This window comes from Campylobacter showae, assembly GCF_963515975.1.
In the GTDB taxonomy this organism is placed as follows: Bacteria; Campylobacterota; Campylobacteria; order Campylobacterales; family Campylobacteraceae; genus Campylobacter_A; species Campylobacter_A showae_F.
This window is the reverse complement of the sequence record NZ_CAUPZM010000018.1, coordinates 25,031-49,352: the sequence shown is the minus strand read 5'-3', so window position 1 is coordinate 49,352 and position 24,322 is coordinate 25,031. Positions and strand designations below refer to the sequence as shown.

Sequence of the window (24,322 nt, the reverse complement as noted above, 5' to 3'; positions counted from 1 at the left end):
TCATCGGTGCTTAATTATTTAAATAGCGAGCGTTTTAAGAAATGCTCGCTAAATTTTAAATTTGATGCAATTTTACCTCCTCTTTCCTTTCAAAATTTAACTTTTTTTCATAAAATTTTTAACCCAAAATACCAAATCTATCCGCTCGAATTTAACCCCTATTTTATCTGATTTAGCGCTTGTTTGCTCTTTATTTTTTCTTAAATATTTTGATATATAATTCGCCTAATCATTATCAATATTAAGGAGAAAATTTTGAACGCTCAATGCAAATTTATAGGCTTATCTATCTGCCTTGCTTGCTCGCTCTACGCAGTCGATGCGAACCTCGGCGAGGTGACCGCCTACGGCAAGGCAGACCTATCCACGACCGAGGGAACGGGATCGTATACGACGGGAAATATGAGTACCGCAACCGGACTAAATCTAAGCATACGCGAGACGCCCCAGTCGGTATCCGTCGTCTCAAATCAGCTCATAAAAGATCTAAACCTAAAAGACGTAGACACTGCGATGAACTATGCCAACGGCATCACGCTCTACCGCGATAGCGGGCGCGACCGTATCGTCTCGAGAGGATTTAACATCGACAATATCCAAGAAGACGGCGTCGCATCCTCGGTCTCGATCACGGCTCAAGGCACGCTCGGATTTTCAAAAGAATTTACCGATCTTGAGTTTTACGACCGGGTCGAGGTACTTCGCGGCGTGGCGGGCCTTACGCAGAGTAACGGCGAGCCCGGCGGTACGGTAAATCTCGTCCGCAAGCGCCCCGGTGACGAGCTTGGCGTAAATTTGGGGCTAAGTATAGGTAGCTGGAATAACTACAGAGGCTCGTTTGACGTCACCGACGCGTTAAACACGGACGGCACGATCCGCGGTAGGCTAATCGGCATCCTAAATAAAACCGGCTCGTTTAAAAATCACAAAAACGGTCACCGAGAGGCGCTGGGCGGTACGTTTGAGTTTGATCTAACCGATAAAACGATGCTAACTACGGGCCTCATCTGGCAAAGAACGATCGGCGTCTACGACATCTACGGCGTGCCGGCTAGTGATGCTGGCGGCAATCTTTTAAATTTGAGCCGCAAAAGCTACTTCGGCTCGAGCTGGGACAAAAGCGAATATGAGAAATTTAACGCCTTTACCGAGCTTTCGCACCAGCTTAGCGACGATACGAAAATCTACGCTAAACTAAACTACACCAAGAGCGAAGGAATGTTTAAATTCGGTGCGATGGGCGGCACAAACCCTTACAACGTCGCGATTGCAAGACCGACGCACAACGTGAGATTTAGAAAATACGATAACGAATCGGACGAGGTAAATTTACAAATCGGCGCAGACGGTAAATACGAACTTTTCGGCCAAAAGCACGAGTTTTTCGTAAACGGATCGCTCTCTCGCGAGAAATTTACCCGCCACGACAAATGGGCGCCAAACGCCAGCCTAAGCTCGCTGGGTATAGGGCTATATAACTGGAACGGTAGCGCCATAGCCGAGCCAAACTGGGGCGGTAGTAGCATCACCGACGATGATCTATACACGACTAAAATTTACCAGCGCGCCTTTGGTATCGGCACTAGATATAACTTTACCGATGATTGGCATTTGCTAGTAGGCGGGAGATTTACCAGCGTAAAATACGACAAAAAGTGGGACGACCTAAAAAATCATACGAGCAAAAAGACGCTAGATCTAACCAAAAATCACTTCGCGCCTTATGCGGGACTAACATGGGATTTTGCCAAAAATCACAGCTGGTACCTTAGCTACGCCGAGATATTTAAACCTCAAAGCGCGACGGACGCGAACAAAAATATCCTAAAGCCGATCGTTGGCTACAACGTAGAAACGGGCGTAAAATCAGAGTACTTTGACGGCGCGCTAAACACGGCCGTAGCGCTATTTCAGGTCGTACAAGAAAACAGAGCCATCCAAGATCCGCTAAATACCGCCAACAGCATCGCCGAGGGCAAGGTGCGAAGCCGCGGCCTAGACCTTGAAATTTCAGGCGCGCTAACAGATAGGTGGAACCTCTTTGCCGGCTATACGTTTAACAAAAGCGTCTATATGAAAAGCGAGAAAAAGACCTCTACGAACGTAAACTACGACAAGGGCGCGAACGCAAAATCCTACGTACCTAAGCATTTGTTTAAAATTTACACCAGCTACGAGATACCTTTTTCAAGCAGCCAAAAGCTGAGCTTTGGTACCGGAGTGAGATGGCAGAGCGCGACTTCGGGCTTTTATCAAAACGTAGCCTACGTAGCGCCGGCACAAAAAGCCTATGCGCTTTGGGACGCGAACGTGAACTACTTTTTCAACAAAAATTTCAGCCTCGGACTCGCGGTCAAAAACATAACTGACAAAAAATATTTCATGAACACCCAAAACAGAACCGCTGGCATGAACAACTTCTACGGCGATCCGCGAAATTTCACGCTGACGTTTAACTATACGTATTAAAGGGCTTTGGCGGGCTAAATTTGCGCGAAATTTTGCTTTTTGAAGCGGCGAGTAAAAACGCCGCTTCGCTTTTTCTAGCGGGGCGGGCGTAAATTTGGCGCGAAAGGGCAGAGCGGACAAATTTGCTCAATGCAGGCTAAATTTAGATTAAAATTCGCGCCGTAAAAAAGACTCGCCGCAAATAGCAAAAACCAAACAAAAAGGCTAAATTTGCAAATTTTAAAGAAGTTTTTCATCATCGCGGGCTGGTTTTGGACGGGCAAGCGCTCGCTGGGGGCGTGGACGATGCTGGCCGTGACGCTGGGAGCTAGTCTAGCCATCGTCAAGGTCGCGACGCTCATGAACGCTTGGGATAAAAAATTTTACGACGCGATCGAGAAATTTCAAAAAGATCTCATGCTCCCGCTTGTGGGCGAATTTCTCGTCTATACTGCGATTATCGTGCTTTTTATCGTGATCGGAAACTGGTTTAAAAAGCTCCTTGTGATCTCGTGGCGCGAAAACCTAAGCCAAAATATGGAAAATTTATGGCTAAAAAACGCAAATTTTTACCGCTTGTCCGGTGCTGCTGGCTTTGATAACCCGGATCAGCGTATCGCCGAGGATAGCCTCCTGCTCGCCGATAAAAGCGTAAATCTCATAAAATCCATGGTTTACAACCTCTCCAAGCTTTTTGCCTTCGCCTTTATCCTCTGGGAAGCATCAAAGGTGTTGCGCTTTAGCGCGTTTGGACGCGAGTTTGCGCTGGAGGGATTTTTGGTCTACGTCGCGCTCGTTTATACGCTTTTTAGCTCGCTTATCACGCACCTCATCGGCCGCAGCCTAAAGCGTCTAAACTACGAAAAGCAGCAGCTTGAGGCCGACTACCGCGCAAATCTGCTCATCACCCGTGAAAACGCCGAAGCCGTCGCGCTGATGAATGGCGCCGGCGCTGAAAAATCGCGCTTTAGAACAAGCTTTAGCGAGGTAGTGCGCAACTGGCGCGTCATCATGAACACCGAGTTTCGCCTCGAGTGCTTTTCGGCTAGCTATCTAAAGGTCACGAATCTCATCCCGATTTTTGCTTGTTTGCCGCTTTATTTCGCGCGGGCGATGAGCTTTGGCGATATGATGCGGGCGCGCTCGGCGTTTTATAGCGTGCAGGACGGCTTTGCGTGGTTTATGGACTACTATAAACAGATCATGGAGTGGGCGGCGAGCGTGGAGCGCGTGTATAAATTCATCGAGATCGCGCAGGCAGCGGACTCTAAGGTCAAATTTGACGCTAAATTTAGAGAGCACAACAGCGATCTTGACGGAGTGAACGAACCTGCCCAGGCAACGGCGGCAAATTTGGTGCAAGATAAATTTGACGAAAACGCCGAAGTAAACGAGCTAAGGTGTACAAATTTACAAATTTTTACCCCGAGCGGCGAGAAGCTGGTTTGCGGGCTAAATTTAAGCGTAAAAAGCGGCGAATGGGTGCTGCTACGCGGCCCGAGCGGAACGGGCAAAAGCAGCGTATTTAGGTATATCGCGGGCATCTGGGATCACAGCTCGGGGGAGGTTTGCGCGCCGCGCGGGACGATGAGCGTACCGCAAAAGCCGTTTTTGGCTCGTATGAGTCTAAGGCGGCTTATTGCGTATCCTAGCGATTTGCAAGGCGCCGATGCCGATTTTGAGGGGATTTTACAACGAGTACGGCTAGATAAATTTATCCGCGAACTAGACGAAGTTAGAGACTGGGGCAAGATTTTAAGCGGCGGCGAAGCGCAAAGGCTTGCGTTTGCGAGGGTTTATTTTGCGCAGCCACCGTTTTTACTGCTTGACGAGGCGACTTCGGCGCTTGATAGCGCACTGGCAAAAGAGCTTTTAACCACCCTGAAGCGCGATTTTCCGCACCTTGGCGTACTAGCTATCACGCACCAAGAGGAGCTTAAATTTATCTTTGACAAGGTTATAGATATAGATAAAATTTAAAAATTATCGCTAAATTTTTAGTCCTATATTAAGCCCGTTTTGTTAAATCAATACACTTACGCGCCGGAGCGTTTTATATTTTATTTTTTATCAAAACGACCGCATTTTATCTTTTTTGTATCGGTTCAAAGAGCACGATTTAACGCAAATTCCAAATTTACAGCTAAACGGTCTCCCAAAATCTCGGTTTCGTTTTGGTCGCGTCCTGATTTTTCTCTCGTAAAATTTGCAAAAACTCTTTAAAATTCGACGTAAAAATCGAAACGGCGGGCGCGAATTTATATTCGGTCGAGCCGTCTTGCTCAAACTCGTCCGCAAAACAAATCCGCCAAATTCTAGTGCTATTGATCCGCGTTTTCGTGCCCTCAAGCGCTAAAATTTGCTCAAATTTATACCTCGCCGCAAGCTCCTGTCCTCTAAAAACGTAGATGTAGTTTTGATCAAACCAAAGGCTCTCGTATGAGATGAAAAACCTCTCCAACCAAAGCAAAAACGGCCGCACGGAAAGCCTTTTTATCGCACCCCCTTCGCCGATTTCGTTTACGGCGGCGAGTTGGCGTCGGCTAAGTTTGCTAGGGTTGCGCCAAAATATCGTCCAAGCAATCCCGCCAAAAAGCAAAATGTTAAAAGTTATGATTAAAATTTCGGTTATTTTTAAAATTTGTGCCCTTTCAAAAATGTAAATTTAGTCCCCGCATCGCTTGCGGCCAAACTTAAGCCGCTTTTTTGACGCCGTTAAATTTAGCGCCTTTAAATTTTAGTTCGCCGCAAAATCTCTTGCCGAATTTTGCCTCGACGATGAGAACTAGCACGAAAAATATCTTTTCGTCGTTTAAAAAAGCGATTTGGCGTAGGGTTTGGTCGGCGTTGCTAAATTTGACGCCGTTTTCGTGCAATGTGCGGCAAAACTCAGCCTCGTCAAAGCCTAGTTTTTGCGAGATTTGGGCTATCGTATAGGGCTCGAGCGAGGCGATGATGCGGTCCATATTGCACATGCTCGGATTTTTGCGGCGAGTGACGACGTCTACGAATTCGTTTGCGAGCTTAATGAGCTTTTTCTTGCGATTTATCACGTGCAAAACGGCTGCAAGCGCGACTAAAAAGCCCGCAAATTTATGCGCGCCCATCCAAAATTCGCCGTACTCTCCGAGCGCGAAATTTACTCCCGAAAACGCGAGCAGGCAAAGTCCCAAAATCAGCATGCAAATGAGGCAAAATTTATAAACGATCTCAAATTTAAACATAAAATCCCCTAAAATATATTTTTGAAATTATACATTTTTTAATATAAGCCGTATTTTAAGGACAAATTTAGTCCTTTTATTGATATACATCATTTTTGCGAAAATTTATTTTGGATAAACTTTATCCGAATTTTTCAAAAGGAGACAAAGTATGCGTGAATACAAGAAGTATTGGTGGGCGCTGGTAGCAGTCGTTACTATCGCCTTCGGGATACTCGGCTATTACGGCGTAGAGGTTTACCGCGAAGCGCCGCCGGTGGTGAGTTTCGCCGATAAAAACGGCAAAATAATAGTCGAGCAAGAGCAAATTTATAAAGGTCAAGAGGCCTGGCAGAGCATCGGCGGTATGCAGGTGGGCTCTGTGTGGGGACACGGAGCGTATCAGGCGCCTGATTGGACGGCTGATTGGCTGCATAAAGAGCTAGTCGCATTTATGGATATCAAGGCCGCTCAGCTTTACGGAGCCAAATTTGACGCTCTGAGCGCCGAGCAACAAGCCAACATCAAGGCTCTAACCAAGAGCGAATACCGCACGAATACGCTAAAAAACGGCGTTATAACGATCAGCGACGAGAGGATCGCGGCGGCAAAGGTAGTCCGGGGCGAGTATAACGGGCTTTTCGGTAACGATCCGAAATACCAAAAACTACGCGAAAACTACGCGATGAAAAACAACACGTTAGCCAAAGAGGAAAACCGCGAGCAGCTAAATGATTTCTTCTTCTGGGCGACCTGGGCTACGGCGACGAATCGCCCAAATAGCGAGGCCACGTACACGAACAACTGGCCGCACGAGCCGCTAATCGACAACGTCCCGACGCAAGAAAACGTATTTTGGACGATTATTAGCGTTACGATTTTGGTTGCGGGCGTTGGCTTACTAGTTTGGTTTTCAAATTTCTACGGCGAAAAAGACCACGAAAGGCTCGCTCCTATCGATGCAGATCCGCTCTCAAGGCTAAATTTAACCCCGTCTCAAAAGGCGCTTGGCAAATACCTTTTCGTAGCGCTCGCGCTATTTGTTTTCCAGATCATGATAGGCGGCTTCGTGGCGCACTATACGGTCGAGGGGCAGGAGTTTTACGGTATAAATTTATCCGAGCACATCCCGTACTCTTTGGCGCGCACTTGGCATATCCAGGCGAGCATTTTCTGGATCGCGACGGGCTTTTTGGCGGCCGGACTTTTCCTAGCGCCTATCATCAACGGCGGCAAGGATCCTAAATTTCAAAAACTAGGCGTGGATTTGCTTTTCTACGCGCTGCTTTTCCTAGTCGTGGGTAGCTTTATCGGCGAGTACATGGCGATAGCGGGTAAGATGGATACTAGCCTGAGCTTTTGGCTCGGTCACCAAGGATACGAGTATATCGAGCTTGGCAGGGTTTGGCAGCTTATTTTGTTTGTGGGCCTTGTTATCTGGATGGCGCTCGTGCTTCGCGGATTCGTCGGCGGGTTTAAGGCTGACGGCGATAAAAACCTGCTAGCTATCTTTACGGCTTCTGCTATCGCGGTGGGACTTTTCTACGGCGCGGGGCTATTTTACGGACAAAGAAGCCCGCTACCGGTGATGGAATACTGGCGCTGGTGGGTCGTTCACCTTTGGGTCGAGGGCTTTTTCGAGGTATTTGCGACCGCTTCGCTTGCGTTCGTGTTTGCATCTTTAGGCTTAGTCGGCAAAAAATTTGCGACTTACTCAACCTTGGCAAGCGCTAGCTTATTTCTTATCGGCGGCATCCCTGGCACCTTCCACCACCTTTATTTTGCGGGAACGACCACTCCGATTATGGCGGTGGGCGCTAGCTTTTCCGCGCTTGAGGTCGTGCCTTTGGTGCTTCTTGGGGCAGAGGCCTTCCATCAGTATTCGCTTCAGTTCGCGCAAAGCTGGGCGAAAAATCTCAAGTGGCCGCTTTACTGCTTTATCGCGGTGGCGTTTTGGAATATGTTGGGTGCTGGCGTATTTGGCTTCCTTATTAACCCGCCGCTATTTTTGTTCTACATCCAGGGTCTAAACACCACTTCGGTGCACGGACACGCAGCGCTGTTTGGCGTTTACGGATTTTTGGCGCTAGGTTTTGTTTGGCTCGTGGCGCTTTACCTTTTCAAAGGGCAAGAATTTAACGACAAGCTGATGAAAGTAGGCTTTTGGTCGCTAAATGCGGGACTAATGCTGATGATCGTAGCGTCGCTGCTTCCGATCGGTCTTTATCAGGCCGTCGCCGCGATAGACGTGGGCATGTGGTACGCTAGAAGCGCGGAGTTTTTACAGATGGATCACTTGCAAAATTTACGCTGGCTAAGGATGATCGGCGATACGATCTTCATCATCGGCGGTATTTGCTTCTTTATCCAGATTCTTAAATTTATCGCGGGAAGCTGCGGTCGCAAGGCTAAAGCCTAACCCTTCTAAGCCCCTGCTTTAGGGGCTTAGCTTCTTCTAAACTTCTATCTTGTAAAATTCGCCCCAAAGGACGAAAATGCAAAAACTTAAAAAATACCTTCAAATTTTCATCATTAGCTTTCTGCTAGCTCTGCACGCTTTGGCGGTCGCGGCGATAAACTACGCTTTCCCGCACTACGACGAGGCGATCATCACGGGCGGCGAGGTCAAACGCATGGACAAAGACGGCTTTATCGACGCGCAAAATCCCGCCGACGGCCCGACGCGCGACGTGTACTTCATCTACACGCGGGAGCTAAACGGCACGAAGGTGATGCCGTATAGAAACGAGGACACGGGCTGGGGCTTGCCGCTTTATTTTAAATTTAACTCCGCCGACGTCCAAGCAGCCGCACAGAGTCTAGTGGGCGAAGGCAGGGCGCAGATCAAATACTACGGCTGGCGCATCGCGATGTTTGATATGTTTAGAAACGCCGTTTCGGTAAAAAAGCTAAAAGATGGCGAAACGCGGGCAAATCCTATTTTTAGCTATATATTTTACGCTTTGACGGCGGTTTCGTTTGCGGTTTGCGCCGTTTTTGTTAGAAGGAAATTTAAAGACGAGTCAAGCTCAAATTTATAATCCAAGCTAAATTTGAGTATCTTTTCGTCGCCTCGCTCAAAATTTGACTAGGCAAAAGCAGCAAATTTGACGTAAAATTTGAGGCCAAAGGATATGCGTGAGCGAACTATACATCTTTATCTCCGAGCTTTGCGCTCTGATAAACGAAAATTTGAAAAAGAATTTTTACTTTCAGGCGTGATTGTTTTTAGCTATAGTTTTGCTCGGATTTTTAGCGGTTTGGATGCAGGATTAGTCAAATTTGAACGGACAAATTTGACTAAGACGAGCTAAATTTAACGGCGCAAAGCTCTGCGCGTTTTACTCCTCGATATTGCTCGGCGAGGTCGGCTTGCCTAGCAAAAATCCCTGTGCGTATTTTATGCCGAATTTTTTTATTTCGGCGAGAATTTCTTCTGAGCTCACAAACTCCGCCACGACGTTGTAGCCCTGCCTTCCGGCAAAGTCGATGATGGTTTGCAGCAGATAGCGGGCGTTTTTGTCGTACGGGAGCTTTTTGATGATCGAGCCGTCGATCTTGATCGTGTCGATATCAAGCTCCAAGATACGGTAGTAGTTCGAGTAGCCGCTACCGAAATCATCGATCGAAATTTTGCAGTCGTAGGCGCGGATCTTGTTGATAAAATCATTTACGATCTTATAATCATCCACGCCCTCGCTCTCTAATATCTCAAAATACACGTGCTCGGGCTTTGAGCAGACGCGTAGCTTTTTCTCGATGAGCTCTCTTATGCTCTCGTTTGCGATGTCGCTACTGGAAAGATTCATCGAAAAGCTCGTGTTCGTAAATTTCTCCACGAGCCTAAATACGTGCTCGACGACTTTTTTGGTTATGTCGTTGTAAAGCGAAATTTTCTTTGCTATATCCAAAAACTCGCCCGGATAGCGAATCTTGCCGTTTTCGTCGATGAGACGCACGAGCACCTCGTAGTATTTGATCCCGGCCCCTTCGCCGGATACGTCGTAAATAGGCTGACACTCGACGATCACCGTGTCGTTATATAGAGCGTTTTCGATGGTGCGCGACATGATTTGGTTGTGGTAGTACTGCTGCTCTATGTAGCTATTTTCGGTGTAAAACTGCGCCGTTTCGCCGTTTTGTTTTGCTTCGTGGTGCGCTAGCATGGCTTGGGTTAGGCGGTTTGTTTGCGGAGTGTCTTGAGGCAGGCTAACGCCGATGGTTATTTTGATATTAGGGATAAACTCTCTTGTTCCCTCGACCGTGATATAGAGGCTATTTGCCCTAAAATAATCCAAAAATTTACGCACGGCCAACTCCACATCGCCGCCGCCGTACCATATGCAAAACTCGTCAAACTGCACTCTGTAAATGTCCGCGTCCATCTTATAAGTATCGATACAAAGCTGAAGGGTCTCGGCAAAGGATGCGATGATGGCGTCCACGGTCTTAGTCTTGTAAAAAAACCGAAAATCCATAAAATTATTTATATTTATGTAGATGACCATACCGCTAGCGCCTTGCTCCATCCTCTGAGTCAGAGCAAAATAGCTACCGAGTCCAGTTAGTTTATCTCTTAGCGCTTCGTTTTGTAGCTCTTTATTTTTATTTTCGAGCTCTTTGGTCATCGCTAGCTCTTTGGTTTTGTCGTATTTGATCGACATATAGCCGTCTTTATCGCCGCTTTCGTTAAAAAGCGGAGAGAAAATAACCTGCTCATGGATGAGCGCGCCGCTTTTTGTTTTGCTCACTAGCTCATCGGCTCGCCAAATTTGATTGGATTCTATCGTTTTTAACATATTTTGATAAAATTCATGCGGGTGCAGATAAGACTTGAGGATGTTTATATTTTTTCCTTTTAGCTCTTCAAATTTATACCCGAAATTTCGCTCAAAAATTTTATTTACGTATTTTACTTTTCTATCCAGATCGGTAAAGGTTATTGCGTTAAAGCTATTATCGACGGCTTGCTCGAAGCGGGTTAGAAGCCTGATGTGCTTCTTTGCCCTAACGTAAGAGATATAGACGAACAGCGACGCAAGCGCAAATAGTATGAACACCAGCACCATCGTACCGCGCAAATTTGACGTGACTTTTTGTATATAGCGCTCGTTGCTTTCTTTTAAATCGAATAGTTTTTTGTAAATTCCGAGCGATATTATCTCGTGATAAAGCTCCTGCGCCTGCTCGTAGTAGCCAAGCAATCTTTGCGTACCCGCCAAAAATCTGGCGTCGTTTTTGGTTAGTTTTGGATCTTCTAAATACTCGTTTAAAAGCTTTCTAGGCGCTTTTAGATCGGCATTTAAGTCGTATCTAAATACCAAAATTTGCGGCATCAACTCTTTAAAATAAAATCCGTCCAAAGCCTCAAATTTTAAAATTATCTCGCTATAAACGAGCTTTGCCATTGCGGTTACGGAGTTAAATTTATCCGTTAGCTCGACTCTTTTTTCAACCGCCTCTTCTAGCTCGGTAAATATTTTTTTGTTTAACGCGAGTTTTTCAAAGGAGATTAGATTGCTCGAATCAAGCTTTTTTAGGCCCTTTTTAAACTCCGCCGTATAGCGCATGATCGCGTCGTAGTCGGCCTCCAAAAAACTTTTTTCGAGCAGAAAATTCGCCTCGTCGTTAGCGTCCATTACGCTTTCTATCGTGCCTTTCCACTCATAGGCGGTTACTAGGTCTTTGGTAGCCTTATAGGTCATCACGGTACCGAAAAATACGATACAAACGATAGTAAAAAATAAAATTTTATGAAAGATTATCTTGTGTCTCATTTTAAAATTTCCGGTTTTTCGCCGCTTAAAGTCAGCAAAAATTTATAAAGCGCGTGCGTCTGCTCGTCGCTTAGATCGTAGTTTAAAAGCATTTTACCGACGGCTTTAATCGTGTCTTTTAGGTCCATTACCTCGCCGCTATAAAAGTACGGCGCGGTTTTTTCGATGTTGCGCAGGCTAGGCACTTTGTAGCGGCCGGTTTTGTTGCCGTCTGCGTGAAATCTTAGCTCGTAGTAGAGGTTTGCGCCCATATTTGCGCCGCTGTGGCAGTTTATGCAGCCGATTGTTTTAAATAACTCAAATCCGCGCTTTTCCTCATCGTCAAAAACGCTCTCATCGCCGCTGATAAATTTGTCAAATTTGGCGTTTGGCGTGACGAGGGCTTTTTCAAAATTTACCAGCGCGTCGACGATATTTTCAAAGCTCACTCCGTTTTTGTAAAGCTCTTCAAATTTTTTCCTGTAAACGGAGTTTTGATTTATCTTCTGGATTAAAAATTTCGGCTCGCTGGCAAGCTCATTTTTACTCGTTAGACTCTGTCTGACCTGCTCGGCTAGATCCTTAACCTCGCCGTTTTTAAAAAATATAAAATTTAACGCCGAGTTTAGCGCGGTAGGCGGGCTAATCTGCTCGTCGGCGGAGATTTTTACGTTTTTTTTGCTTGTACCGCTTAAGTCCCAGTAAAGGTTGTGACATCTCTCGCAAGATAGCGTGCCGCTCTGACTTATCGATGCGTCGAAAAACAGCTCCTTGCCTAGTCTGGCTTTTTGCTCGTCAAATTTCGGCTGGACGACCGGAGATAAAACGTGCGAAGCGGCGAAAGCTTGAACGCAAAAAAAGCATAAAACGCACGAAAATATCTGCAAAAACGCTCGCGGCAACTAAAATCCTTTTTAAATTTTAAATAAATATCGCGATTATATCTTAAAAAACTAAAAGCTTCATTGAAGAGACGATTTTTTCCGTCACGAAGCCGTCCTGCGCGATGCTTTCTAGCCGCGATCTGACCGCGTTTTCCTCGTGCGCGAAATTTGCTATCTCCAAATGCCAAAGCGCGTTTTGCGTCATCTCTTCAAGCGTGCGTTTTTGCTGGCGAGACTCCTCGAGCACGCAGGAGTTAAAGGCGATATTTTCGCGGCGCAAGTACTCTTCGAAAAAGTTTGCCTTTTCTTTAAAGCATCGCTTCTCGGATCCTTCGTAAAAAAGCTCTAAAACGCTTGAATTCCGCGGTTTATTCCACCAAAGATAGACCCTTTTTTTGCCCAAATTTATAAATTTACTAAAATCATCCTCGTCTGCGATCGCGGGGCTCATCGTGCTAAAAGCCACGTCGTAAACGCGGTTTGGATTAAAGTTTTTAAAATCGCTTTGAACGGCGGTTAAATTTGAAATATTAAATTTCGAAGAGTCTTCTAGCATGACTTTTAGCATCTCGCCTGAGATATCCATGCCGGTTATCTCGCGGCAAATTTGCGCCAAAAGCAGCGTATGTACGCCAGTACCGCAGCCGATATCTACGACGCTTTTACCGTCAAATTTAACTCCGAATTCCGCAATCTTATCGTATAACCGTCTTTGAAAAATGCTAGGCTCGCCCGTAAATCTCGTATAGCTTGCCGCCTTTTTGTCCCACATCTCTTTCATTTTGTTTGCCTTTAAATTTTTGCTACAATTTTAGCGTTTTTAGGAGCGAAAATGAAAATTTTTTACTACGAATTTATCGTGGGCGAGGACGCCATCGACGTGAACCGTCACGCAAACAACGCTCACTACGTCATCTGGATGCAAGAAGCCGCTGGCGCCCACTCAAACGCCGTGGGCGACCTAATCGAGACAAATCTCGCGCAAAACCGCACGTGGATGGTGCGCAGGCACGAGATAGACTATCTGGGGCAGCTATTTTTGGGCGATAAGGTGTGCGTGAAAACCTGGACGCAGCCCGAAAAAAGAAGCTGCTCGAAGCGTTTTTACGAGTTTAGCAAGGACGGAGAGATGGTTGCTAGCGCGGTGACGACTTACGTATTTTATGATCTCGCGCGCGGTCGTCCGATCGCGATACCGCCCGAGATCGCAAAGCTTTACGAGGATTAGTTTTAAATCGCTCGCGTCAAATTTGAGTTTTAAATTTGACGCGGCAACCGCTTTAAATTTAGCAGAGCGCGTTTTTATAAATTTGCGGTGAAATTTGCTCGCTAAGCCGTTTTTTAAATTTAATGTCGGTAAGCAAATTTGGGTTCGGAATTTATCGCCAAATTTAAAGCGCAAATTTTAAAAGCAGTCGTCGCAAACGCCCTTAACTACGACGCTTTTGACGTGATTTTGTTTTAGGCGCGGCATGTCGATATTAGTCATCTTGTGGCAGACATCGCAGACGAAATACGCCTTTGCCCCGCTTTCAAGCTCGTAGAAATTTTTGCGGTTATTTTCGCTTTTTAGCACGATGCCCTTAGCCTCAAAAAGGTCCATGCAGCGGTAAAATGTGGTTTTGTTTGCGCCTATTTGGGCTAAAATTTCATCATAGCTAAGCGGCGCGGCGGCGGCGCGTAAGATGCGTAAAATCTCGAGTCTAAGCGGAGTGATTTTGATATCATTTTTCGTTAAAAGCTCCTCAAAAGCGGCTTTTTCTTCCAAATTTTCGCCCATATTTTTCCTCCGCGTTAAGAATTTTAGGGTATTATACCTTGAGAAAAATTAATTTGCAACTAAGTTGCTTTTGATATAATTTCGCCCAAATTTTAACACGGAAAGGATAAAAATGAGAAAAATTTTCACGTTTTTATGTTTGGGCTTAGTCGCGCTCTACGCCAAAGGGCAAGTTAGCGTCAGTATTTTGCCGCAGGAGTATTTCGTCAAGCAAATCGCGGGCGACGCGGTCGAGGTAAACGTGATGGTGGGCAAAGGAGCCGATCCGCACACGTACGAACCAAAGCCTAAACAAATGACCGCGCTTGAAAAAAGCGACCTTTATTTTGCTATCGGGATCGAGTTTGAGGATGCTTGGTTGCCGAAATTTCAAAAATCTTATCCAAATCTCAAAATCGTAAAAACCGACGCGGGCGTGGAAAAGATCAAATTTGAAGGTCACCACGAACACGGCGAACACGAGCATCACCATGACGCCAAGCACGAACACGCAAGCCACGAGCATAAGCACGAACACGCTGGTCACGATCACCACGATCACGAGCATCACCACGGCGAATTTGACCCGCATATCTGGCTAGATCCCGTTTCCGTAAAAGTCCAAGCTAAAAACATCGCCGACGCGCTAATCGAAAAATACCCTGAGAACAAGGCGCTTTTTGAGGCGAATTTGGCCAAATTTGAAGCTAATCTTGACGAGCTTGACGGCTTTATCAAAAACACTCTAGCAAACGTCAAAAACCGCGAATTTATCGTATATCACCCGTCTTGGGGTTACTTTGCTAAGCGCTACGATCTAGAGCAAATCGCGATCGAAGTAGAGGGCAAGGAGCCAAAACCCGCCCAGCTAAAAGAGCTCATCGAGGAAGCCAAAGAGCACGGCGTGAAGGTTATTTTCGTCGCTCCGCAGTTTTCTAAAAAAGCCGCGCAAACCGTCGCTAAAGAAAGCGGCGCAAGCGTCGTAGAGATCGATCAATTGCCGCTTGATTGGGATGCCGAGCTACGCAAAACGGCGCAAATTTTCGCAAAGAGCCTGTAAATGAAATTTGGACGCATATTTGCCGTTTTCGCGCTTTTTGCGTCCTTTTTTAGCTTCGCGCACGCCTGCGCGCTATGCGCGCTTTACACCCCGACCGCGCATGCCGACATTAAATTTAACCTGCAAGGCGAGACGATCAAAACAGCCGCCGTAACCTGGACATTTTCTGAAAATTTCACCGAACTCACGCTACAAAGCTACGACGAAAATGCCGACAAAGCGCTTAGCAAAAACGAAGCGTGGAAGGTGCAAAAATCCCTGCTCGACTACATCGTGCCGCGCGGCTACCTAACTAGCGTAGGCTACTACGACGGCGCGGGCGAGACCGTAAATTTGCACACTAAAACGCTCTCGCAGCGGGTCTATCTGGAGGGCGGCAGGCTAAATTTCGAGTATATTTTAGAGCTAAATTTAGCGGTCAAAGACGGCCGCGTCGTCACGGTCGAGATTTTTGACCACGAGGGATTTTTTAACTTTAAAATAAGCTCGCCAGACCCATACGCTCTCACCGATAAAATTTATCTCGTGCCAAATGTAAATTTGCATGCGGCGTTTTTTGAAATGACTTCAAAAGCGCCTAAAATAGAACCCGCAAAGCCTGAACTTAGCTCGCTTATTAAGCCGCAAAATAAGCAGAATTTAGAGCAAATCGACGCAGCGGATAAGGCCAAATTTGACTCGGTTTCTGGCATGAGCCTTCAGTTTTTAGAGCGCCTAAAAGAGCTCATCAAGATAAATAGCACCGAGCTAAACGCGCTAAATTTCGCCCTGCTAGCCGCGGTTAGCTTCTTTTACGGCTTTTTGCACGCAGCAGGCCCCGGGCATGCTAAGATGCTAACGGCTAGCTACTTCGTCGCAAACGGCGGCAGCTACTCGCGCGCTCTAGTTTTTGCGATGAAGGTCGGCTTCGCGCACGTGGCGGGGGCGTTTTTGATCGTGCTTTTTAGCTACGTTTTTTTAAATGCGTTTTTGACGAACAAGGTTAGCGACATGGCGGGCGCGATGACAAAAATTTCGGCCGTAACGATCGTTTGCGTGAGCCTTTATATGATCTACGCTAAGATTAAAAAAACGGCTCTAAAGCCAAAATTTAGCTTTGCCGCCGCGCCTATCTTGGGCGAAAAGGGTGCAAACCGAGCGAGTAAAGTTTTTGGTTCAAATTTAGCCTCCGCGTCAAATTTGAGCGCGAATTCCGTCAAATTTAACCCCGTAGCTCACGAGAGCGAATGCGGCTGCGCGGCCTGTAGGGCTTCTACCGAGGCGCCAAAAACCGCCAGCGAGTGGCTCGTGGTGCTAGCAGGATCGCTCGTGCCGTGTCCTGGCACGCTGCTGGTTTTCGTGCTGGCCTTTAGCCTAAACAGCTACGCGGCGGGGCTTGCTAGCGGCCTATTTATGGGGCTTGGCATGGGAGCGGTGATATTTCTGGCGGCCGTTTGCGGCTTTAAGCTAAAGGGTGCGGTGAGATTTCGCGCGCTGCGGACTTGTTGCGAGTTTGCAGCGCTTTTCGTGATGCTGGGGCTCGGCGTTTTTATGTTTTATATTTCGGGTAAGGTGAGCGTTTTATGAGCGACATTTCGGTGCGAAATTTGAGCTTCGGTTACGATGAAAACCTCGTGTTTGACGGTATAAATTTAGAATACGACTGCAAGGATTTTCTAGCCGTCATAGGCCCAAACGGAGGCGGCAAAAGCACGCTTTTAAAGCTGATGTTAGGTCTAAACAAGCCAAGCGGCGGCACGATCGAGGTGTTTGGCCAGGAGCCTGCTAGCGTGAGCAAGGCCGTGGGCTACGTCCCGCAAAATATCCCGATAAATCAAAGCTTCCCGATGCGCGTGCTCGAGGTCGTTTTGATGGGGCGGATAGATAAAAAGCTGTTTGGATTTTACGGCAAGGACGACAAGATAGAGGCCGAGGCGGCGCTGGAGCGCGTCGGGATGGGCGAATTTACGCGGCGCAAGATCGGCGAGCTAAGCGGCGGACAGCGCCAACGCGTCTATATCGCTCGCGCGCTTTGCGCAAAGGCTAAAATTTTGATGCTAGACGAACCCACCGCCAGTATCGACACGAAGGGTCAAGCCGACGTTTACAAGCTGCTAAAGCAGATCAACGCCGAGGGCACGGGCGTCGTGCTCATCAGCCACGACGTAAATTTGACGCTAAATTTCGCCACCAAGGTCGCCTACGTCAATCACGATCTTTTCATGCACGAGATCTCGCACGGCTCAAAGCAGGATTTTATCGAGCATTTGGCGAGAGATCATAGGCATTTTTGCGATGTGGAGGTGGCGTTAAAAGAATGTGGCTGCGGACATCGCTAAATTTGGCAACGGCTTGTCTTTTGAGCGCTTTTTGCGGAGCTGGCTAAAATTTAGCTCGGCAGACTATATGTCTAGCCTAAGCTAAATTTTACCTGCGCAACCCCAAAAATCATCTCAAAAAGACTGCGCCTTAACTTTTTGACTTCAAATTTGAAGTCAAATTTGCAAATTTAGGTCACCGAGACCTGCATCTTGAAAATGCAAATTTAAACTCGCGACGCTTTGCGTCAGCAAAGCCATGTCGCCACCTTAAAAGCGTCGTAGGGGGAGGGGGATTAAAGGGGGTGGGGAGCGACTTCGCCATTCAAGCCCCCACCCCCTTTACAACAAAGTAAAAAACAACCTCAAACGGTTGTTTTTTACGCAAAGAAGCTCGGCGGGTAAATTTTAAAATTTTCGACGAAATTTAATATAAAAACGGGAACCCAAACGCCGAAAAAAGTAAAAAAAGGAAACAAATGCTAGATGCTCTTAGCTTAAATTTTATGCAAAACGCCCTGCTGGCGGGCATCCTCGTTAGCATCGCCTGCGGTGTGATCGGCACGCTCACGGTCATAAATCGTATGGTTTTTATCGCCGGCGGCATCGCTCACGGCGCATACGGCGGGCTTGGCATCGCGTTTTATTTTTCGCTCGAGCCGCTGCTTGGAGCGAGCCTGTTTTCCGTATTTTTAGCGCTACTCATCGCTACGATCACACTCAAAGACAAGAGCAAAATGGACTCCGTTATCGGCGCGCTGTGGGCGTTTGGTATGGCGTTTGGCATCATCCTCACCGACCTAGCGCCTGGCTACAACGTCGATCTCATGAGCTATCTTTTTGGCTCGATTTTGGCCGTGCCGCAGGGCGATCTTGTTTTCATGGCAGTGGCAAACTGCGTCATACTCGCATCCGTCGCGCTATTTTACCGCCAGTTTGAGGCGCTTAGCTTTGACGCGGAGTTTGCGAGGCTTCGCGGCGTGCGCACGACGCTGCTCTACTACGCGCTAACGTGCATGATGGCGCTAAGCGTCGTGATGACGATACGCGCAGTCGGGCTTATACTCGTTATCGCGCTGCTCACGATCCCGCCCTACATCGCGGGCGCAGTCTCGAGCCGCCTGGGCACGATGATGCTAAATGCCGCTCTCATCTCGGCCGCGTTTTGCGTGAGCGGGCTGTGGCTGAGCTTTGAGGCGAATTTAACCAGCGGCGCGAGCATCATCCTTATCGCTTCGATTTGTTTTTTTATATTTACCGCGGTAAAGAGGCGGTAGATTCGGCGTTTTGGGTTAAATTTTAGGTCAAATTTGCGAGAACAATTTATAGTCGTTCACATATGACACAGGCAAATTGACCCCGCAAAGCCGAATCAGATAAATTCCTTCTCCAAAGGCTGCATCGCATTGCCGTCTGCGTCGAAAAGTACCCGCCCGCATACCTCGCAAACCTCGTCCCTTGGCGACGGCTCGTCCGCATCCAGCTGCCACGCGGACATCTCGCCGCACTCGCAGTTTATGACGTAAAGGATCTGCCTTTTGCGGCGCTTGCCCCACGGCGCGATATTCCAAAATAGCTCCTCGCGCTTGCCTAGCTTTTTAAAATCTTTCTCGGCGTCCTTATGCGCGATAAGTAGATAATAAGCGTCGCTATGAAGCTCCAAAGTAAACAGCCTAAAATCGCTCTTCTTTAGTGCTTTTTGAAACTCATTCATAAAAAATAGGCTCGCATCGCCGCGCTCGAAACCCTCTTTTTTCGCTTCTTTTTCGAGCCTTGCGTAAATTTTATCGCAGTCTAGTGACACGCCGCTTTGCAGCGCATCAAGCCTAGAGCTGATAAATTTACCCAGCTCTCCCGTCTCGTCCTCGCCGGCCCAGTCAAGCATCCAAACAAGCCCTTTTGCGATAAGCGCATCCAAAAACTCACCGTCATTAATCTCGCCCATTTTCCCAAAACTGCCCGTCTCGCCCGCCGTCAAATGCTTTAGGACGCAGCACTGATCTTTCGTCATTTTCGCTCCTTTGATTAGATTCGTCAAATTTAGCCGCCCTTACGAGCCGGCTTCTCGCGATCTTTTATTTTTATAGTAGCTGCCGACTTCGCTAACGACGATGCCAAAGAGTATGAGCCCGGCTCCTGCTATCTGCACGCCGCTTAGTATCTCGCCGCCGACGAAATACCCCACTATACCTGCGCTCACGGGCTCAAAGGTAAATATAAGCGAGGTTTTAACGGGCGTCGTGTAGCGCTGCGCCGCCGTCTGTACGAAAAACGCCAAAACTGTCGCAAACACTGACGTTACTGCGACCGCGACGAAAAACGCCTCGTCCAAAACGGGTACGACGCTGCGAGGCTCGAAAATCTGCGCGGCGACGAAACAAAGCGCCGCCACGGCCGCAAACTGCGCGCTCACCATCCAATAAAGCTCGCACCTGCGCACCAAAACGCCCGTGAAAATGATATGCAGCGCAAAGCCAAGCGCGCAAACGACGCTAAGCGCCTCACCCGCACCGAAACCCAGCTCGCTGCCCGTTAGAAAATAAAGCCCCGCCGCCGATAAAAACGCGCCGATAAATGCGTAAACCACGACCTTTTGTCCGAAAAACGCAAGCGCGATAAACGGCGTAAAAACGGCGTTTAGCCCCGTGATAAAGGCGACGGTGGAGCTTGGGGCGTATTTGAGAGCGAAGGTCTGAAGCGTAAAGGCCGCAAACAAAAGCGCGCCTAAAAATGCGCCGAATCTTAACGAATTGCGGTCGATCTTGCGCGTAAATTTGAGGCTTATTAGCGACATTAGCGCGGCCGCGATCAAAAATCGCCAAAACAAAAGCGTAAAAACGCCGTTTGTCTTTAGCGTCTGCGCCATCGGCAAAAACGTCACGCCCCAGACCACTGCGATCACGAACAGTGCGAGGTCGGCCTTAAATTCGGTTGATTTTTTCATCTGATTTCTTTAGCTAAATTTAAGGGGCAAATTTAACGCAATTTCTCTAAATTCGGGCTTTATCGCGTCAAATTTGAGAGTCGCCGCCCTCTTGCTAGCTGGCAAAAAGGGCGATAAATTTAAAATGGATAAAATCGCCGCGAGAGTAAATTTGGCAGCGATTTGATAAATTTGATTTTACGGAGGGCCGGTGCTTTGAGCGAAACGCCAAGCAAAATCCGCCGAAATTTAGGCTAAATTTTCCTTTTTAGCGCGCAGGTAGCTGCCTATCTCGCTGATCAAAACTCCGACCAAGATGAGCGCCGCGCCGCAAAGCCTGTATGCGCTGATGTCCTCCGCGCCGATGAAATAGCCCATCGCTCCTGCGGTTACGGGCTCGAGAGTGAAAAATATCGCCGTTTTAACCGGCGTGGTAAATTTTTGCATCAGCGCCTGCGCGAAAAACGCAAACGCCGTACCCAGCACGCCCACGACTACCATCGCTATGACGAACGCCCTGTCCACGACGGGAGCGATTTTAGCGTCCTCAAAAACCAAAATAGCCGCGAAACAAAGCGCGATTAGGGTCAAAATTTCAAAATAGACCATATTTACGAGGTTGCATTTTTGCACCAGGCGGTTGGTGAGCACGATGTGAAAAGAGTAGGCGCACGCACAAACCAGAGCCAAAATCTCGCCCAGGCCAAAGCCGACCTTCGTGTCGCCTATCATATAAAGCCCTGCCACCGCAAACGCCACGCCCACATACGCATAGGAGTAAATTTTATGCCTAAAAAGCCCCGCCGCAATAAAAGGCACCAAAGCCACGTTTAGCCCGATTATAAAGGCCACAGACGAGGTGTCGGCGTACTTAAACGCAAAAGTCTGACTGACAAATCCCGCGAACAAAAACAGACCCAAAATCACGCCGGGTTTTATATCAGATGCGCTTACGTTTTTTAGCTTTTTGTAAAAAATCGCGCCGGCTATGATCGCCGCTAGCAAAAATCTCCAAAACAAAACGCCAAAAACGCCGTTGGTCGCAAGCGCTAGCGAGGTAGGCAGATAGCCCAGACCAAAGACTATCGCAACAAAAATCATGCCTACGTCGGCGCGAAATTCCAAACTATTTTTCACTATTCTCCCTTATTTTACTTGAAAATTCCCTGCAGGATCTTCGTGCCCTGCTCCACGGCACCGCCCCTTAGCGAGCTTTCCTTTTCGCTCATCACGTTAAAGAGCCCATCTAGCGTCTTGCGCGTGATATAGCCGTTTAGATCCTCGTTTTCTTGCGGGATGTATTCGCCCGCGCCCATGCTAGTTGCGATGCCTTTTAGTTGCTTTGCGGCATCTGATTTTGCCAGCGCGCTGCCCGCGACGAACGAATTTAGCCCGTTGTACGCCGTGGCAAAGGTATTATCGCTCATCATTTTGGTAATGATCGGCTTAAACACGGCTTGCAGTTTCTCGCTCGAGTTTTGTTGCAAAAACTTCGTAAAGCTGTCCTTGCCGCCTTCTAGCACCTTTTTCACGTCCGCGTCGCTCATGTTTTTTATCACGCCCGAAAATACGTCCGCAGCCCCCGGCACGGCAGCGCTTGCCGCGTTATTTATCGAAGTTACCATCTCGTTGGCCCACTTTTCGCCGCCCACTTTTTTAGCCAAATTTGCCGCCGTTTCTAGGCTCTTTGGCAGCGGGATTTTGGCTGTGGCGTTTTTTAGAAATCCTCCGTTTGACAGCTCCTTAACGGCCGCGTTTAGAGCCGAGCTGACCGCGCTTTTATAGTCTCCCGAGTTTGCTGCACCCAGTATCTGCGCGCCTTGATTTAGCGTCTCTTTATTTAGCGCGTCCTGCCAGCCTGCCGCCTGAGCCGAAACGGCGAGTAAAATAGCGCATAAGATCAAACTTTTTTTCATCGATTTTTCCTTAAAGTAAAATTCGGCGGTTATGATATTAAATTGCAGCTTTTAAACGGGTAAATTTGGCCTTTTTAGAGCGAATTTACCCGCATTTTTACGGCGCGGAGGATTAAATTTGCAAAATTTAAATCGCAAATTTGAGCCGTGATTTAAGGGCTAAATTTAAGCACAATTTATATGGTGCGCTCGTCCGTTTGGCTCCAAATTTCAGACGTCAAATTTAGCCGCAAATTTGAGAGAGATTAACCGCAGGAGGCAAATTTTGAGTTAAAATTAGCCTTTTTGAAAGGGCAAAATGGAGCTTTTACTTCTCTCTATCGCGCTTGCCATGGACGCGGCGGCGCTTAGCATCGCAAACGGCGCGAAATACCGCAATCTCGCGCTATCAAAGATTTTATTTATCGCGTCAGTTTTTGGATTTTTTCAGGCGGCGATGCCGCTTGCGGGCTACTTTTTGGGCGCGGCGTTTGCGAGATTTATCGCGCAGATCGATCACTTTATCGCGTTTGCGATTTTGGGCTTTTTGGGCGTAAAAATGATTCGCGAAGCCTGTAGAAACGAGCCTACGCAGGCCGTAAGCCTTGATACGAAGATGCTACTTTCGGGCGGATTTGCCACCAGCATTGACGCGCTAGCCGTGGGCGTGACGCTGAGCTTTACGGCTGCTGACATCTACTTTAGCGCCGCCGTAATCGGGATAGTTTGTTTTGCGCTTAGCGTCGCGGCGTTTTACGTCGGTAAATTTGCGGGAGAGTTTTTGGAGCAAAAGGCGCTGATTTTAGGTGGCGCGATCCTCATCGCACTTGGTTTTAAAATCCTAATCACGCACCTTTTTGATCATGGGTTTTTGAGTTAAATTTGATACGGTGCGCTAAAATTTAGAAATCAAAACGCTGCTCTTAACCCAAAATCTCGCTCGCAGCATAAAAACAAGCGTAAAATTTAGGTTAAATTAACCCCTACCGCCGTAAAGCACCACGCAAGCGCCCAGTAGGCAAATCGCGCCGCCGATTAAGTCCCATTTGGTAAAGGCTTGCTTTTCTACAAAATGCAGCCAAAGCAGCGACGAGACGATATAGATGCCGCCGTAGACGGCATAGGCGCGTCCGGTAAAGTCTAAATTTACCCGCGTCAAAATATAAGCAAACGCCGCGAGCGACGCACCGCCGAGCCCCAAAAACAGCGCGCTTTTGCCCAGCCTAAAATACGCCCAAAAGCTAAAGCAGCCCAAAATCTCGAAAAACGCCGCCGCAAAATAAAGCAAGATTTCTTTTAACAAAGTCCGTCCAGATCGATCTCTATGCCCACGGGGCAGTGATCGGAGCCCGTGATATCGCTTAGGATAAAGGCGTCTTTTAGGCGGTCTTTGAGGCTTGCCGAAATGAAAAAATAATCGATCCTCCAGCCGACGTTTTTAGCGCGGGCGTTAAAACGGTAGCTCCACCACGAATACGCGTCCGCGACGTCGCCGCGCACGTGCCGAAAGGTGTCGATAAAGCCGCGCGATACGACCTCGTCCAGCCATGCGCGCTCGATAGGCAAAAAGCCCGAGGTTTTCGCGTTTGCTTTGGGGTTTTTGAGGTCGATTTCGCGGTGCGCGGTGTTTACGTCGCCGCAAAATATCACGTCTTTGCCCTGCTTTACGAGCTCCTCGACGTAAGCTAAAAATTTAGCGTAAAAGTCCATCTTGTAAGCTAGGCGCGTCTCGTCTTTTTGGCCGTTTGGAAAGTAGATGTTAAAAAGCACGACGTTGCCGAATCTATGCTCCAAAACCCGCCCCTCGTCGTCGTCAAAAAACGCCGCCTTTTGCGTAACGGAGCCAAATTTAGCTAGGCTCATCACGCCGGAATACCCCGCTCTGGCCGCCGAATTTACGCTGATTTCGTTAAATCCGAGCTTATAAATCTCGGCAGGCACGTCGCTCTCGCGCACCTTAATCTCCTGAAGGCCCAAAAAATCGGGCTTTTGCTGCTCTAGCCAAGCAAAGCCGTCTTTAGCGGCGACGGCGCGCAGTCCGTTTACGTTCCAGCTGATTAGTTTCAAATTTTATCCTTTGTTAAATTTGGCGTATTG

The 24,322-nt window shown here is 47.8% G+C and carries 21 protein-coding genes and 1 pseudogene; 10 read left to right on the top strand and 12 right to left on the bottom strand.

Annotation, left to right across the window (positions count from 1 at the left end; translation table 11 throughout):
* Positions 1-255: 255 nt before the first annotated feature.
* Together RWM02_RS07515 and RWM02_RS07510 are read left to right on the top strand one after the other, a co-directional pair.
* Positions 256-2,469, top strand: a complete 2,214-nt coding sequence (locus RWM02_RS07515; protein WP_314070709.1) for a TonB-dependent siderophore receptor — start codon at positions 256-258, stop codon at positions 2,467-2,469.
* Between the two features lie 210 nt (positions 2,470-2,679).
* Positions 2,680-4,428: an ABC transporter ATP-binding protein/permease gene (locus tag RWM02_RS07510; RefSeq protein WP_314070705.1), complete on the top strand. Its 1,749-nt coding sequence runs from the start codon at positions 2,680-2,682 to the stop codon at positions 4,426-4,428.
* Between the two features lie 163 nt (positions 4,429-4,591).
* On the opposite strand, the gene RWM02_RS07505 is transcribed toward RWM02_RS07510, so the two are convergent.
* Together RWM02_RS07505 and RWM02_RS07500 are read right to left on the bottom strand one after the other, a co-directional pair.
* Positions 4,592-4,930: a hypothetical protein gene (locus RWM02_RS07505; RefSeq protein ID WP_314070702.1), complete on the bottom strand. Its 339-nt coding sequence runs from the start codon at positions 4,928-4,930 to the stop codon at positions 4,592-4,594.
* Between the two features lie 211 nt (positions 4,931-5,141).
* Positions 5,142-5,672 carry a chemotaxis protein gene (locus RWM02_RS07500; RefSeq protein ID WP_314070699.1) on the bottom strand — a complete coding sequence of 177 codons (531 nt, stop codon included), beginning with the start codon at positions 5,670-5,672 and terminating at the stop codon, positions 5,142-5,144.
* A 151-nt stretch (positions 5,673-5,823) separates the two neighbouring features.
* Here RWM02_RS07500 and RWM02_RS07495 point away from each other — a divergent pair, with 151 nt between their 5' ends.
* The gene (locus tag RWM02_RS07495) at positions 5,824-8,070 is read left to right on the top strand and encodes a nitric-oxide reductase large subunit (RefSeq protein WP_314070696.1); all 2,247 of its coding nucleotides are present in this window, start codon (positions 5,824-5,826) and stop codon (positions 8,068-8,070) included.
* Between the two features lie 76 nt (positions 8,071-8,146).
* Complete coding sequence (locus RWM02_RS07490) at positions 8,147-8,692, top strand: DUF1523 family protein (RefSeq protein WP_314070694.1); 546 nt, start codon at positions 8,147-8,149, stop codon at positions 8,690-8,692.
* Positions 8,693-8,992: 300 nt separating this feature from the next.
* Here RWM02_RS07490 and RWM02_RS07485 read toward each other — a convergent pair whose 3' ends face one another.
* The 3 genes and pseudogenes from RWM02_RS07485 to RWM02_RS07475 form a co-directional block, all read right to left on the bottom strand.
* Positions 8,993-11,428: an EAL domain-containing protein gene (locus RWM02_RS07485; protein ID WP_314070691.1), complete on the bottom strand. Its 2,436-nt coding sequence runs from the start codon at positions 11,426-11,428 to the stop codon at positions 8,993-8,995.
* Complete coding sequence (locus tag RWM02_RS07480; RefSeq protein ID WP_314070689.1) at positions 11,425-12,309, bottom strand: cytochrome-c peroxidase; 885 nt, start codon at positions 12,307-12,309, stop codon at positions 11,425-11,427. The genes RWM02_RS07485 and RWM02_RS07480 overlap by 4 nt, the downstream gene beginning before the upstream one ends.
* Positions 12,310-12,352: 43 nt before the next feature.
* Positions 12,353-13,078, bottom strand: a pseudogene (locus tag RWM02_RS07475) (methyltransferase domain-containing protein); the annotation flags it as partial.
* A 45-nt stretch (positions 13,079-13,123) separates the two neighbouring features.
* Here RWM02_RS07475 and RWM02_RS07470 point away from each other — a divergent pair.
* Positions 13,124-13,519, top strand: coding sequence for an acyl-CoA thioesterase (locus RWM02_RS07470; protein WP_314070687.1), 396 nt, complete (start codon positions 13,124-13,126; stop codon positions 13,517-13,519).
* Between the two features lie 177 nt (positions 13,520-13,696).
* Here RWM02_RS07470 and RWM02_RS07465 read toward each other — a convergent pair whose 3' ends face one another.
* Complete coding sequence (locus RWM02_RS07465; protein ID WP_314070683.1) at positions 13,697-14,071, bottom strand: Fur family transcriptional regulator; 375 nt, start codon at positions 14,069-14,071, stop codon at positions 13,697-13,699.
* A gap of 112 nt (positions 14,072-14,183) precedes the next feature.
* Here RWM02_RS07465 and RWM02_RS07460 point away from each other — a divergent pair, with 112 nt between their 5' ends.
* The 4 genes from RWM02_RS07460 (at position 14,184) to RWM02_RS07445 (ending at position 18,684) form a co-directional block, all read left to right on the top strand.
* On the top strand, positions 14,184-15,110 hold the full coding sequence (locus tag RWM02_RS07460) for a metal ABC transporter solute-binding protein, Zn/Mn family (RefSeq protein ID WP_314070681.1): 927 nt from the start codon (positions 14,184-14,186) through the stop codon (positions 15,108-15,110).
* Positions 15,111-16,676 (top strand): nickel/cobalt transporter, encoded by a 1,566-nt coding sequence (locus RWM02_RS07455; RefSeq protein ID WP_314070678.1) that lies wholly within the window; start codon positions 15,111-15,113, stop codon positions 16,674-16,676.
* Entirely contained in the window at positions 16,673-17,428 is a 756-nt protein-coding gene (locus RWM02_RS07450; RefSeq protein ID WP_314070676.1) for a metal ABC transporter ATP-binding protein, read from the top strand. The genes RWM02_RS07455 and RWM02_RS07450 overlap by 4 nt, the downstream gene beginning before the upstream one ends.
* 458 nt (positions 17,429-17,886) lie before the next feature.
* Positions 17,887-18,684, top strand: a complete 798-nt coding sequence (locus RWM02_RS07445) for a metal ABC transporter permease (RefSeq protein ID WP_314070674.1) — start codon at positions 17,887-17,889, stop codon at positions 18,682-18,684.
* A 95-nt stretch (positions 18,685-18,779) separates the two neighbouring features.
* Here RWM02_RS07445 and RWM02_RS07440 read toward each other — a convergent pair whose 3' ends face one another.
* From RWM02_RS07440 to RWM02_RS07425, 4 genes are all read right to left on the bottom strand, one after another.
* Complete coding sequence (locus RWM02_RS07440; protein WP_314070672.1) at positions 18,780-19,418, bottom strand: DUF6630 family protein; 639 nt, start codon at positions 19,416-19,418, stop codon at positions 18,780-18,782.
* Between the two features lie 39 nt (positions 19,419-19,457).
* The gene (locus tag RWM02_RS07435) at positions 19,458-20,351 is read right to left on the bottom strand and encodes a DMT family transporter (protein WP_314070670.1); all 894 of its coding nucleotides are present in this window, start codon (positions 20,349-20,351) and stop codon (positions 19,458-19,460) included.
* 228 nt (positions 20,352-20,579) lie between these two features.
* Positions 20,580-21,467: a DMT family transporter gene (locus RWM02_RS07430; RefSeq protein ID WP_314070667.1), complete on the bottom strand. Its 888-nt coding sequence runs from the start codon at positions 21,465-21,467 to the stop codon at positions 20,580-20,582.
* Between the two features lie 14 nt (positions 21,468-21,481).
* A complete protein-coding gene (locus RWM02_RS07425; RefSeq protein ID WP_314070664.1) occupies positions 21,482-22,246 on the bottom strand; it encodes a DUF4197 domain-containing protein in 765 nt (254 codons plus the stop codon).
* A gap of 298 nt (positions 22,247-22,544) precedes the next feature.
* Between RWM02_RS07425 and RWM02_RS07420 the strand changes: the two genes are divergently transcribed.
* Positions 22,545-23,105 carry a manganese efflux pump MntP gene (locus tag RWM02_RS07420; protein ID WP_314070661.1) on the top strand — a complete coding sequence of 187 codons (561 nt, stop codon included), beginning with the start codon at positions 22,545-22,547 and terminating at the stop codon, positions 23,103-23,105.
* 96 nt (positions 23,106-23,201) lie between these two features.
* On the opposite strand, the gene RWM02_RS07415 is transcribed toward RWM02_RS07420, so the two are convergent.
* Entirely contained in the window at positions 23,202-23,528 is a 327-nt protein-coding gene (locus RWM02_RS07415; RefSeq protein ID WP_314070658.1) for a YnfA family protein, read from the bottom strand.
* Positions 23,522-24,292, bottom strand: coding sequence for an exodeoxyribonuclease III (locus tag RWM02_RS07410; RefSeq protein WP_314070655.1), 771 nt, complete (start codon positions 24,290-24,292; stop codon positions 23,522-23,524). The genes RWM02_RS07415 and RWM02_RS07410 overlap by 7 nt, the downstream gene beginning before the upstream one ends.
* Positions 24,293-24,322: the final 30 nt, after the last annotated feature.